At 31.3% G+C, this 12,563-nt stretch carries 16 protein-coding genes and 1 tRNA gene; 12 read left to right on the top strand and 5 right to left on the bottom strand.

Translation table 11 applies throughout. The features are described 5' to 3' along the window. The first annotated feature begins 105 nt into the window (after nt 1-105). Nucleotides 106-510 (top strand): hypothetical protein, encoded by a 405-nt coding sequence (locus tag QZ260_RS06755; protein ID WP_295984283.1) that lies wholly within the window; start codon nt 106-108, stop codon nt 508-510. A gap of 664 nt (nt 511-1,174) precedes the next feature. Here QZ260_RS06755 and QZ260_RS06750 read toward each other — a convergent pair. Both QZ260_RS06750 and QZ260_RS06745 read right to left on the bottom strand, forming a co-directional pair. After that, a complete protein-coding gene (locus QZ260_RS06750; RefSeq protein WP_295984281.1) occupies nt 1,175-1,738 on the bottom strand; it encodes a tyrosine-type recombinase/integrase in 564 nt (187 codons plus the stop codon). A 436-nt stretch (nt 1,739-2,174) separates the two neighbouring features. Next, nucleotides 2,175-2,351 (bottom strand): hypothetical protein, encoded by a 177-nt coding sequence (locus QZ260_RS06745; RefSeq protein ID WP_295984278.1) that lies wholly within the window; start codon nt 2,349-2,351, stop codon nt 2,175-2,177. A gap of 398 nt (nt 2,352-2,749) precedes the next feature. Between QZ260_RS06745 and QZ260_RS06740 the strand changes: the two genes are divergently transcribed. The 4 genes from QZ260_RS06740 (at nt 2,750) to QZ260_RS06725 (ending at nt 5,947) form a co-directional block, all read left to right on the top strand. Further along, nucleotides 2,750-4,156, top strand: coding sequence for a Gfo/Idh/MocA family oxidoreductase (locus tag QZ260_RS06740; RefSeq protein WP_295984274.1), 1,407 nt, complete (start codon nt 2,750-2,752; stop codon nt 4,154-4,156). Nucleotides 4,157-4,742: 586 nt separating this feature from the next. After that, nucleotides 4,743-5,126, top strand: a complete 384-nt coding sequence (locus QZ260_RS06735) for a DUF2200 domain-containing protein (RefSeq protein WP_295984272.1) — start codon at nt 4,743-4,745, stop codon at nt 5,124-5,126. Further along, complete coding sequence (locus QZ260_RS06730; protein ID WP_295984271.1) at nt 5,123-5,551, top strand: VOC family protein; 429 nt, start codon at nt 5,123-5,125, stop codon at nt 5,549-5,551. The genes QZ260_RS06735 and QZ260_RS06730 overlap by 4 nt, the downstream gene beginning before the upstream one ends. 129 nt (nt 5,552-5,680) lie before the next feature. Continuing rightward, nucleotides 5,681-5,947 (top strand): hypothetical protein, encoded by a 267-nt coding sequence (locus QZ260_RS06725; protein WP_295984268.1) that lies wholly within the window; start codon nt 5,681-5,683, stop codon nt 5,945-5,947. A 141-nt stretch (nt 5,948-6,088) separates the two neighbouring features. On the opposite strand, the gene QZ260_RS06720 is transcribed toward QZ260_RS06725, so the two are convergent. After that, a tRNA-Arg gene (locus QZ260_RS06720) sits at nt 6,089-6,162 on the bottom strand. Nucleotides 6,163-6,789: 627 nt separating this feature from the next. Here QZ260_RS06720 and QZ260_RS06715 point away from each other — a divergent pair. The 7 genes from QZ260_RS06715 (at nt 6,790) to QZ260_RS06685 (ending at nt 11,481) form a co-directional block, all read left to right on the top strand. Further along, nucleotides 6,790-7,419, top strand: coding sequence for a Crp/Fnr family transcriptional regulator (locus QZ260_RS06715; RefSeq protein WP_295984267.1), 630 nt, complete (start codon nt 6,790-6,792; stop codon nt 7,417-7,419). 316 nt (nt 7,420-7,735) lie between these two features. Continuing rightward, a complete protein-coding gene (locus tag QZ260_RS06710) occupies nt 7,736-8,293 on the top strand; it encodes a YeeE/YedE thiosulfate transporter family protein (RefSeq protein WP_295984266.1) in 558 nt (185 codons plus the stop codon). A gap of 4 nt (nt 8,294-8,297) precedes the next feature. Beyond that, entirely contained in the window at nt 8,298-8,711 is a 414-nt protein-coding gene (locus QZ260_RS06705; RefSeq protein ID WP_295984264.1) for a DUF6691 family protein, read from the top strand. Continuing rightward, nucleotides 8,712-9,503, top strand: a complete 792-nt coding sequence (locus QZ260_RS06700; protein ID WP_295984263.1) for a sulfite exporter TauE/SafE family protein — start codon at nt 8,712-8,714, stop codon at nt 9,501-9,503. 72 nt (nt 9,504-9,575) lie between these two features. Beyond that, nucleotides 9,576-10,994: an MBL fold metallo-hydrolase gene (locus QZ260_RS06695; RefSeq protein ID WP_295984260.1), complete on the top strand. Its 1,419-nt coding sequence runs from the start codon at nt 9,576-9,578 to the stop codon at nt 10,992-10,994. A gap of 26 nt (nt 10,995-11,020) precedes the next feature. After that, on the top strand, nt 11,021-11,215 hold the full coding sequence (locus QZ260_RS06690; RefSeq protein ID WP_295984258.1) for a DUF2892 domain-containing protein: 195 nt from the start codon (nt 11,021-11,023) through the stop codon (nt 11,213-11,215). After that, nucleotides 11,212-11,481 (top strand): heavy-metal-associated domain-containing protein, encoded by a 270-nt coding sequence (locus tag QZ260_RS06685; RefSeq protein ID WP_295984256.1) that lies wholly within the window; start codon nt 11,212-11,214, stop codon nt 11,479-11,481. Before QZ260_RS06690 ends, QZ260_RS06685 begins: the two co-directional genes overlap by 4 nt. On the opposite strand, the gene QZ260_RS06680 is transcribed toward QZ260_RS06685, so the two are convergent. Further along, entirely contained in the window at nt 11,478-11,753 is a 276-nt protein-coding gene (locus tag QZ260_RS06680) for an ATP-dependent Clp protease adaptor ClpS (protein WP_295984286.1), read from the bottom strand. The two genes, QZ260_RS06685 and QZ260_RS06680, sit on opposite strands and share 4 nt — an antisense overlap. A gap of 33 nt (nt 11,754-11,786) precedes the next feature. Next, nucleotides 11,787-12,563, bottom strand: a 777-nt coding sequence (prmA, locus tag QZ260_RS06675) for a 50S ribosomal protein L11 methyltransferase (RefSeq protein ID WP_295984254.1), incomplete at its 5' end; no start/stop codon positions are given.

The following is a 12,563-nucleotide window of genomic DNA, read 5'->3' as shown; positions in this document are numbered from 1 at the left end:
GAAGCGTATTTATTTATTATTCTTTTTTACTTCTAGTGATTAATATCATATTATACTTACATCGATTGATTTAATTTTGCTACTTAATCATATTAAATTCTAATCATGGCAGATACTATTTTATACGTTTCTCTATCAATTGTGATAATAGGTTTGATAATATTAATTAATAAACGAGAAGTACAGGAAGCATATAACACAGAAAGCCGAATGGCATCAAAAACTATTAAAAAACCAACTACAAAAAAACAAGTTGAGAAAACGAGTTTGGGAACTTATTATGTGCCACATACCAAAATTTATGAAGAAAAGATACATGTTAATGACAAAGTAACTGCTTGGACAAAAACAGATTCAAATGAGGTACGTTTTTATCATGGCAATAATAGAGAAGCTGTTGGTATAATGAATAGCAGAAAATTAGCAAACCTAGTTGAAAACTATAAAATCGAAGGTGCGATTGTACAAATTGAACCCAAAGAACTAACAATAAGACTGTATTATCGTTAAAAAAACAGACAGTAAAACCAATTACGAAAACATTTGAAGTAGCCACTATTTAATCAACTACTATATTATTAAATTGTTAAATAATTCTTATTTTATTATTAAATGTAGATGGTAACGTCATTATCTAGTTGTAACGATCAAAAAAAAGAAATAAGTTTGTATTGTACTACAAAAGAAAGAGAGGCGCTTTCTCACAAGTCCTCTCTCTTTAGTACAATCTTTATAGTTAGTCCCAACGAATAACCGTGAAAAGATATAGCTCAAGATACAAGAATTATACTATACTTTCATTAATATTTGTTAATACTTCAAAATAATTACAAAATTTAAGCAACCGAATCACTGGCAGAACATTAAAAAGGGAGTAAAACGAAATGCAATAATATATGTAGCTACTTATTAGCTAGAGATACAGATACGGCGAGATTTAGAGCCGAATTTTGACTTCATTTCGCCTAGCCAAATCAACGATATATAGAAACACCTACTAGCATTACTAACGTGAGATAATGACTTAAAGAGGCTCTGAATAGCCTTATGTTGTTTGTAAACGACTTCTTCTAAGATATGCTACTTGCTATTAATTAGTTGTGAGAGAACTTTTCACATATCTTATAAAGAAATCTTATTTCGAACTGTGATAAAACTAAAAATAATAATTATTTTAAGCAAATAAATTTTCTAATTTATTCAGATGGTTTTCTTTAGTTTCTTTTAGGTATGCAACAGTAACATTATACCCAGAATGTTGCAACACTTCTCTAGCAGTTTCAACACCATATTTACTATAGATGTATGAACCGCTAGTCTTACGTAAACTATGTACATTTCGAGTTAAGCCTTGCTTAATAGCACTTTTATATTCAGTAGCGAACACAGTTTTTAATCTTCTATTTATCCATGTGTGACTAAATTGAACCTTCATCAATTCATTAAAGAAAATCTCATCTCTATTTATACTTTGAATGGCATTAGATATTGAAGTATCAACAAATGCTTGACCATCTTTACCAGTTTTATGTGCAGTATAATTTAGTACCGCACCATTATCTTTAAACTCTATTTGACTTTTATTCAGATTAAGCAAATCAATACTTCTTAAACCAGTTTGAATACCTATTAAAATAAATAGACCAACTTTCACATCATAATACTTTTTACTTTCTAATAATTTCACACCTTTTCCGTATGCCTTATCGTAGTCTAGTTTTAATGATTCTTTATTCATAATACACGTATTTAGTGTTTATTAACTAGCATAAAATCACACATAACATATAAACAAAACAATACTTGAAAAGATTAATAAAATCAACAACTGTTTATTAATATATAACAATAAACACCCCTAAATCATAAACGCTTAAACAAAAAAGAGGTGCCTAAATAATAGACACCTAATTCGTAGAAATAAAACCTCTCTCTCACCAAAGCCTTAATTAATACTTAATAAATTAACACTAATAGTATTAGATAAACTAATAACAGATGCTCAAAATAGAATTCTTATGTTAATCTGCTTTCTAATATGCATTTCAACGAGTATAATTAGGTTATTGATGTGATATGAATAGTCTAGATTGGTATTACCTCTCTATTCAGATTTCATTAGTTTTCAAAATATCTTCTCAAATAAAACCGCATTATATATTTTAGAAATAATACTAAAAAAATGCGCCAACATAGCCCTTTAAAAAATCAAAAAGTAAAGAAATAGATGCTCCAATTAAAAGCATTAAAACGCAAAAAATCGTCATGCCAGTTACCGTTTTTAAAATATACACAAACTTACTAGAAATCGTTTGTTTTTTCATATCGTATCTCTCGTCTTTCCCTTTCATGTTGTCAGATTTTAACTTAAAATCGAAAATAATACAATAAAAGTAAGTAAAAAATGACATTTATCATATGGTATAAACCAACATAACTAATTTTTAAATTAATACAGAATACTCTATTAATTTACAAATATCATGTTGCCCAGGCTTTTTCTTGACTTGTCATAGGTATTAATTTTTAAGAGTTATTTTCTTCTGAAAATATCCCAATAAAAATAGTTACAAGTATAACAGACCTATTAAATTTTGATAAAAAAGTTGACGCGACTATTTTTTAGAATTATTTTATTACATTTAAAAGAACAAACACGCCTTTTAGTGTATTTATAATAGATATAAAGTTGACGTAACTATATATGCACGTTCTCGCATATTATAAATTAACCAACATTGTGTTCAATATGAAAAAAATAGACCGCAGGAAAGCAATCAAAAATTTAACTATTGGAATTGGCAGTGTTTCCTTGTTGTCAAGTCCATTAACTGGATTTGCAAATACGGATGCTAAAGCTAAAACAATTCCTGTTAAAGACTACGGAAATCATGATATCGAGGAACCAGTAACCGTCATAACTTTAGGAGCAGGAGGAAGAGGAAATGTATACGGGAATTACGGTATCCAATTCCCCAAAGAATTAAATATTGTTGGTGTTGCCGAACCGATTTCTATAAGAAATGAGCGCTACGCAAAAAAGCATAATATTCCTAAAGAAAATCGATTTGTAACTTGGGAACATGTTTTTGATCGACCTAAATTTGCTGACGCAGTTATTATCTCTACGCCAGACGATTTACATTATGGACCATGTATGAAAGCTCTAGAAATGGGTTATGATATTTTATTAGAAAAACCGATAGCTCCTACAGAGAAAGAATGTCTAGATATTCTTGCACTAGCTAACAAAACTGGCAGAATTGTCGCTGTGTGTCATGTATTACGTTATGCTCCCTATTTTATTAAATTACGCGAAATGATTCAGTCTGGTTCAATAGGAGAACTTATCAGTATCCAACACCTTGAACCCATCCAACATATACATATGTCACATTCATATGTTAGAGGAAACTGGCATAACTCAAAAAAAACAACTCCGATTATTCTTGCAAAATCGTGTCACGATTTAGACATTTTAAGATGGATGATAGGAAAACCGTGTAAAAGTATTTCTGCATTTGGTAGCTTAAAATGGTTTAAAGAGGCTAATGCTCCAGAAGGAAGCACTAACAGATGTACCGATGGTTGCTCAGTAGAATCTACCTGCCCCTATTCAGCCTTGAAAATTTATAACGAACGTGGCGGTTGGTCTTCTGTATTTGACTTACCAGATGATAAATCTAAGCACAGTGATTATATTCTAGAACAATTAAAAACTACGAATTACGGGCGTTGTGTTTACAAAATGGAAAATGATCAACCCGATCATTATGTTACTTCAATGGAATTTGAAGATGGTATTACTGCCAATTTTTCTATGGAAGCCTTTACCTCATATCATGGCCGAAGAACCCGAATTATGGGTTCGCACGGTGACATCACAGGAGATATGACTGAATTTATCCATACAGATTTCTTAACTGGTAAAGCGACTAAATGGGACGTTACTATTGATGATATTAGTAATTCTAAAAATAGCGGTCATGGTGGTGGAGATTGGGGATTAGTAACAGACTGGATTAATGCTGTAAATAAACAAGATCCAAGTTTGCTAACCTCAACAATAGATGCATCTGTAGAGAGTCACATCATGGGGTTTATGGCAGAGAAAAGCCGAAAAACAAAACAAATTATTCCTATTGATTTAAAATAACATGCTACAACAATGTATAAAGCTAATTACTCAATTTGGAGATTGACCAAAGGTCGTTGCAAGTTTATTAACCCTGATTTTCCTGCGGAAAACCTTCTCACCTAAATACACAAGTAATCTTGTACAAGACCGTTAGCAAAAATTAGTATTTAATGACAAATAACATGTGTATTTTTGCAACTGTTACGCCATAGACAAATTCTTTGTTGAAGTGGTTTATGATGCTAAACATAACACCATAACCGAAGTAAGGAGTTTTAAAACCGGTCGTCTACTCGACAAGTATTCTACAAAATTCCAATAAACAATTGCGGTATTCCGTAATACTCTCTCCTTAACAATTTATTGTTTGTAATATTCGTAATATTAAGTTATATTTATTTTTTTGTAATAAAAAACTTCCAATAAGATTGATATATTTATCTCTGTTAAAAAAAAATATTAAATACAATAAAGAACAAAAAAGATGATTTTGTGATGTAAAAATCATTTATATCCTATCCTTTGGGAACAAAATAGGTTAATTTAACATCCATATAATCAAGTTGGCAGTAATTCAAAATGCACCAATTAAAATAGATTAGACATGAAAGTTACAGCTGAAAAAAATGAAAAAGTTGCAAAAATGATTTTTGCATCTATTTATCCGCTCTACTTAAATAGATTGGTGAAGAATGGAAGAACAAAAGAAGAACTCAACCAAGTAATAGAATGGTTTACTGGATTTGATAAAGATGATTTACAAAAACTTATTGAAGAGAAAGTAACTTTTAGAACATTTTTTCAAAAAGCTAAAATACATCCTAACGCACACTTGATTAAAGGAGTCGTTTGTGGTTATCGAATTGAAGAAATAGATAATGAATTTGAGTTGTATAAACAATGCAGACGTATGGAAAAGCTCATTGATGAATTGGCAAGAGGTCGTAAAATGGAGAAAATTCTACGTGATGAAAAAATGAAAAAATGAAAATAACAACATTTCTAACTTTTGTGGGCAGCCAATGTGGAAAGGCTGAAGAAGCGATAAACTTTTACACCTCCATCTTTCCGAATTCGGAAATTAAAAGAATACAAAAATACTCGGACGGGGAAGCAGGAGGTACACCTGAACTTATTAAACATGGAGTATTTACATTAAATGGAACTGATTATATGGTTTCAGAAAGTAATTATAATCATGCTTGGTCATTTACTCCTGGAATATCCCTATTCGTTTCCTGCAACTCTGAAGAGGAGATACAAACGTTATTCGCAAAACTTTCTTCAAATGGTGGCCAGATTATGGTTCCTCTTGACAACTATGCAGGTGAAGGAGACTACGGATTTGGTGAAAAATTCGGATGGTGTGGAGACAAATATGGCATTTCGTGGCAACTTAATCTCGCAGAATAAATGAGATGGAAAAAAAAACTACTGCCAACAATGTATATGAAATCATAGCCGCCTATCGGCAGGCTACGCTTCATATACTAACCGTCGTTATAAGAGAGCCTAAAAACTAAATAATTAGAGATAATTAAAATGAAATTACTTAAAAAAATATTTGTTGTATTAATATCTGGTATTATTGGTTTCTTGATTGGAGGTAGATACAGTATTTACTTAACAGATAACAATATAGTCGATTTAGGCGCACAAGCAGGAAATCTTTTTTACCCGTTTTTCTGGATTATAATGGCTACAATCGGTGGTATACTTTCTATTATCACTGCTCTCATAACAGTTATCATTATTTCAATATTCCATAAACGAAATAAAGATAAAAAACTCACTAATAATTTTAATTGAGCAATCATTTGATAAGGCATCATAAAAGCATATTACATGCATAAGCAAAAGATGAGGTATTATTTTATGAGTGTGTGTAAAAGTGTGTGTATTTTAGATACAAAAAAGGCTTACATCTCTGTAAACCTTTATTATCATTAGTGACCTCGACTGGATTCAAACCAGTAACCTCTTGAGCCGTAATCAAGTGCGCTATTCAGTTGCGCCACGAGGCCATTTTTCGTGGGTGCAAATATACATTTTTTATTAAAACACTACCAAATCTTATTTCAATTTAATGAGATTTTTAATTATTCCTAAGAGTCAGGAATTAATATTCATTAAGTAACTTATCTTACAAGATATAACAATATTAAATACTAATTTTATGGTGTTTTATAGCGAGTCGGATATTGATAGTCACAAAATAACCATAATTATTGACGATTTTGAATTGATTTTAAGACGGTAAAAAGAGGTAGCAAATAAAGTATAATTATCCCATTTTCAATTTTTAAAATATTGATATAATATTCAATTTAATCACAGAATTCAATAAAAATCAAAAAATAAACAGTCCTTCTAAGTTGGTGGAGGCTCATATCTAAAAATAATAAAAATATTAAATATATATTTTGGAAAAATTGTTGGTTTAACCTTCTATGTAAATCAAAACTGGATGTGGTTTACGGTGTTTATTGGTATAAACTTAATTCTATCACGATTTAAAAATAATATTAATAAAACTGGCTGTAAAGTAAGAAGGAGGTAGTTATTCCACTTTCTAATTAAATAATTTAGTTTAAAAATATTTTAAAATTCCCACAATAAATTAATTCAATTTTAAATTGTTATTTTTGGGTATGAATAATGACCTTTTACAGCAAAAATTTGCCCATAGTTTAGATGAAGATTTAATTACTGAGATTTCTAAAAACGGAATTTTAAAAAAATTCAAAAAAGATGATATTATAATTGATATTAATCAGTCATTAAATTTTATTCCGCTTTTACTAACAGGTGATATTAAAATCATTAGAGAGGACAAAGATGGTAACGAGTTACTCATGTATTTTTTAGAAGCAGGAGAAACATGCACTATGTCGCTCAGTTGTTGTTTGGGTACAACAAAAAGTAAAATTAGAGCAGTTGCCGAAAAAGATTCTAGTCTTGTCATGATTCCTGTAGAAAACATGCAAAAATGGTTTCATAACAACGCTAGTTGGCGAAATTTTATACTACAAAGTTATCAAATACGTTTTGATGAAATGCTTGAAGCCATTGACAATCTTGCATTCATGAAAATGGATGAACGCTTGTACAAATATTTAAAAAACATGGCAATGGTTGATGAATCTAAAACTATATCAATCAAACATCAAGATATTGCCGAAGATCTAAATACATCGCGCGTTGTAGTATCCAGGCTTTTAAAAAAGCTTGAAAATGAAAACAAAATAGAACTGGGTAGAAATAAAATCGTGATTATTTAAATTATTTGGGTGCTACCCAAGGGTTAGGCTTTTTGTTATATCTTTTTAAAGTGTCATTGCAAGGACAAAGGACAAGGAAATATGTAAAATTTTAGTTCTGCAATTAGTTTATTACTTCGCTGGTTTTAAAAAGGTTAAAAATATCAACAGTTATTCGAACAGCATCAATTCCTAGCGCAATTAGCCGTAATCATTACAAAATCTGATTAAAATCCTAAAAATAATTCTTATAAATCTAACCGATTAAATATTATTAAGTTACGTTTATTACTCAAAAAAGCAAACTTCAATGTAAATTTGCGCTAAATTATCAGGTATGCATTATCTATTAAACCCTTGGCCTTGGTATGTTTCAGGTCCACTTATTGCCTTAGTTATGGCACTCCTACTCTATTTTGGTAAAACATTCGGAATGTCCTCAAACCTCAGAACCATGTGCTCTATTGCCGGAGCAGGCAAATTTATAGATTTTTTTAAGTTCAATTGGAAAGACCAAATCTGGAATTTAACAGTTGTTCTAGGTTCTCTCATCGGCGGTTATATAGCCGTTAAATTTCTATCAAATGATAGTGTTACAAATTTAAACCCAACAACAGTTACCGAGCTTCAAAGTATGGGTTTCAAAAATCCAGGAACAACTTTAGTTCCAAACGAAATATTTGCTTTAGATGCTTTGGCTTCGCCAAAAGCACTTATGCTATTGGTGGTTGGAGGCTTACTAGTAGGTTTTGGTACACGCTACGCTGGTGGCTGTACCTCTGGTCATGCCATTTTAGGCTTAAGTAGTTTACAAAAACCATCATTAATTGCCGTTATAGGCTTTTTTATTGGTGGATTAATTATGGCTAATTTCATTTTCCCTCTAATTTTTTAAGCTTATGAAATTTGTAAAATTTTTATTAATAGGTATATTTTTCGGTATTGTTTTAGTGAAATCTGAAGCAGTTTCATGGTTCCGAATTTATGAAATGTTTAGGTTTCAATCCTTTCACATGTATGGTATTATTGGGACAGCAATAGCGTCAGGAATTCTCTTTTTACAGATTTCTAAAAAAGGTTACATAAAAAGCATAAAAGGCGCAAATATCTTTGTTCCTAAAAAAGAAAAAGGGCTAATCAGATACATTATTGGCGGAATAATTTTCGGCTTTGGATGGGCACTTATTGGTACTTGCCCAGGACCTATGTATATTCTTTTAGGAGCTGGTGTCTGGAGTATGCTCATTGTAATTGCTGCGGCCATTTTAGGTACTTTTATTTACGGTATTCTAAAAGACAAACTTCCACACTAAATGGATACTACCCAAATTTTAGGATATATAGGCGCACTCATTGTAGGTCTAGTTTTAGGCCTTATAGGTGGAGGTGGCTCCATACTTACTGTACCGCTTTTGGTCTATCTTTTGGGGTATAATCCAGTTGTCGCAACAGCTTACTCTCTTTTTGTTGTAGGCACATCGTCTATGGTAGGTACCTACCAAAAACATAAAAAAGGTTTAGTTGATTTTAAAACAGGATTAGCCTTCTCATTTCCTTCATTTGTTGCAGTATATTTATCAAGAAGATATTTAGTCCCGGGTATTCCTGAAACCATATTTTCAATTGGCGACTACGAGATTTCTAAAGGTATGGGTATCATGATATTCTTTGCTATTATCATGCTTTTAGCCTCTATTTCAATGATTAGAAAAGGAAAAGATGAAGAGGTAGTTTCAAAAAACCAACCCTACTACAAAACCTTTGTCCAAGGGTTAATAATTGGTACTATTACTGGTATAATTGGTGCTGGTGGTGGATTTTTATATGTTCCTGCCTTGGTGCTTTGGGCAAATATCCCAATGAAAAAAGCGGTAGGAACCTCATTGATTATTGTTACTATAAACTCATTAATTGGTTTTATGGGCGATGTACAAACATTAGATATCGAATGGGGTTTCCTCTTAATATTTACTCTAGTTTCGATTTTAGGAATCATATTAGGCGTGTTTTTATCAAAGTTTGTAAGTGGTCCCAAATTAAAAAAGAGCTTTGGTTTATTTGTCTTAATTATGGCTATTTACATCATTTTCAAAGAATTAAAATAATATTAAATATGATATTAGTTACATTCCAAATAGATATGGTTTCGTAATTTTGCATCAATACAAAAGTTAATTATGAAAATAGAACAAATATATACAGGTTGCCTAGCTCAAGGTGCGTATTACATAGAATCAGATGGTGAAGTAGCTATTATTGATCCTTTACGTGAAACACAGCAATATGTTGATAAAGCGAGCAATGAAAACGCAAAAGTCAAATATATTTTTGAAACACATTTTCATGCTGACTTTGTTTCTGGTCATGTTGATTTAGCTAAAAAAACAGGCGCAAAAATTATTTTTGGCCCTGGAGCAGAAACCAATTATGAGATTCATTCTGCAAAAGATAATGAGGAATTCAAACTAGGAAATATTATTATAAAAGTATTGCATACTCCTGGACATACTTTAGAATCTTCAACTTTTCTTTTAATTGACGAAAACGGTAAGGAGCATGCCATATTTTCTGGGGACACTTTGTTTTTAGGTGATGTTGGCAGACCCGATTTAGCCATAAAATCTGATTTAACAAAAGAAGATTTAGCCGGTATGCTTTATGATTCATTACGCAATAAAATTATACCATTACCGGACGATGTTATTGTATACCCAGCTCATGGAGCAGGTTCGGCATGCGGTAAAAATTTAAGTAAAGAAACTGTTGGTGTTTTAGGTAAACAGAAAAATACAAATTATGCTTTAAAATCAGACATGACAAAGGAAGAGTTTGTGAAAGAAGTTTTGGATGGTATTGCACCCCCGCCTCAGTACTTTGCAAAAAACGCAATGATGAACAAATCTGGTTATGACGCTTTTGATACTGTTTTAAAAAAAGGGAACAACCCTTTATCTCCTGAAGAATTTGAAACTTTAGCTAACCTTGAAGACGCCCTAGTTCTTGATGTTCGTCATGAAAAAGAGTTTATTAAGGGGCATATTCCTAATTCAATTTTTATAGGTATACACGGCGGTTTTGCACCGTGGGTTGGGGCTTTAATTACCGATTTAAAACAACCCATTTTGTTGGTTACGCCAGAAGGAAGGGAAAAAGAAACTGTCACTCGTTTATCTCGTGTGGGTTACGACAATACTTTAGGTTATTTAAAAGATGGTATGGCTTCATGGATAAGCGCTGGAAAAGATATTGAAACTATAGATTCTATTTCTTCAGATGAGTTTTCCAATCACTTTAATAATGAAACTATTAATGTATTAGATGTTAGAAAGGATGGCGAATATAAATCTGAGTATCTTGAAGGTAATAATATTCAACATTTTGCATTAGATTATATAAATGAAAACATGCATAACATTGATAAAAATAACACGTATTATGTGCATTGTGCGGGAGGTTATCGTTCGGTTATCGCTGTATCAATTTTAAAAGCTCGTGGATTTAATCATTTAATTGATGTTGCAGGAGGTTTTGCTGCTATTAAACAAAGTGATTTACCAACCACAAATTTTGTGTGCCCTTCAACACTTAAAGAATAATTTAAATTATAAGCTATGACAAAAATATGGGAACTTTAGATAAAGGCATTAGATTCGTAATTGCCATTGCCATAGCACTAGTTTACTATTTTAATATTATTACTGCCACACGAGCCTATATACTAATAGCCGTAGCTATTATTTTTCTACTAACTAGTTTTATTAATTTTTGTCCTTTATACACCCTTTTTGGAATTAATACTTGTAAAGTAAAAAAATGAAAACAACAATAGAAATACAAAACTTGAAATGCGAGGGTTGTGCCAATACCATAATAAAAAGACTATCGGAAATTAATGATCTTTCTAAATTAACAGTAAATAATGATAACCATTCGGTATCATTTAATTATGAACATGAAAATACGCTCATAAAAGCAAAAGAGCTCTTAAATAATATTGGTTATCCTGTTGTAGGAGATAAAAACGGGCTAACAAGAAAAGCTAAATCTTTTGTAAGTTGTGCCGTTGGAAGAATAAATAATTAAATAATTTCTGCACTTAAACCTGCTTTGAGAAGCACAGAACAGCGTGGTTTTAAATCGTCATACAAACCCGTTTTCACTGTACACTTACCCTTGTAATGCACAATTAAAGAACATTGCTCTGCCTGTTCTGCAGTATGATCACAGGCATGAATTAGTGTTTCAATAACGTGATCAAAAGTATTTACCTCATCGTTATATAAAACAATCTCATTTTGAGTTTTTACTTCCTCTTTAATTAATACTTCTTCTGATGTTTTTTCTTTAATACTCATCATTTCAATCTTTTTTTGGGGAGAATTCTTCTACTAATTTAAAAATTTTAATGACACCCAATTGTTTCGTTCCAATTTTTCTTCAAATTTTAACAAATGTTTTTCACACTCTGCTTGAATCATTGGAATATCTTCCTTGTAAAATCCGCTTAAAAATAATATTCCGTCTTTATTCAAACAAGATATGTACGTTGCCATATCCTGCATTAAAATATTACGATTTATATTAGCGATGATTATATCGTATTTATATTTTAAAACCGAAGCATCTCCTTCAATAACTTTGATATGGTTTCGGTTGTTACGTTCTACGTTTTCTAGACTATTTAAATAACACCAATTATCATAATCAATGGCATCAATAGGCTTAGCGCCTTTCATTTCAGCAAGTATTGCCAAAACGCCTGTTCCGCAGCCCATATCTAAAACCGATTTGTTTTTGAAATCGGTTTTTAAGATATGTTGAATCATCATGTGTGTAGTTTCATGATGCCCTGTACCAAAACTCATTTTTGGCTCTATGACAATATCGTATTGTGTATCAAACTTATCATGAAATGGTGCTCGAACTGCACAAACATTATCCACTACAATGGGATTGAAATTCTTTTCCCATTCGGCATTCCAGTTTATTTGCTCTATATCTTCAAAAGTATAAGTGATTTCAAATTCATCAGAATTCAATATTTCAATATCCTCAAGTATATTGTCGTTCCATTCTTCTTTTTGAATATAAGCCGTTGCGCCATCCTCGGTTTCTACAAAACTTTCGAAACCTGCATAACCTAGCTCCGCAATTAAAATTTCTAC

Origin of the sequence: uncultured Algibacter sp., from assembly GCF_905480415.1 — a bacterium.
Taxonomy (GTDB): Bacteria; Bacteroidota; Bacteroidia; order Flavobacteriales; family Flavobacteriaceae; genus Algibacter_B.
This window is presented reverse-complemented; position numbering and strand designations above follow the sequence as displayed.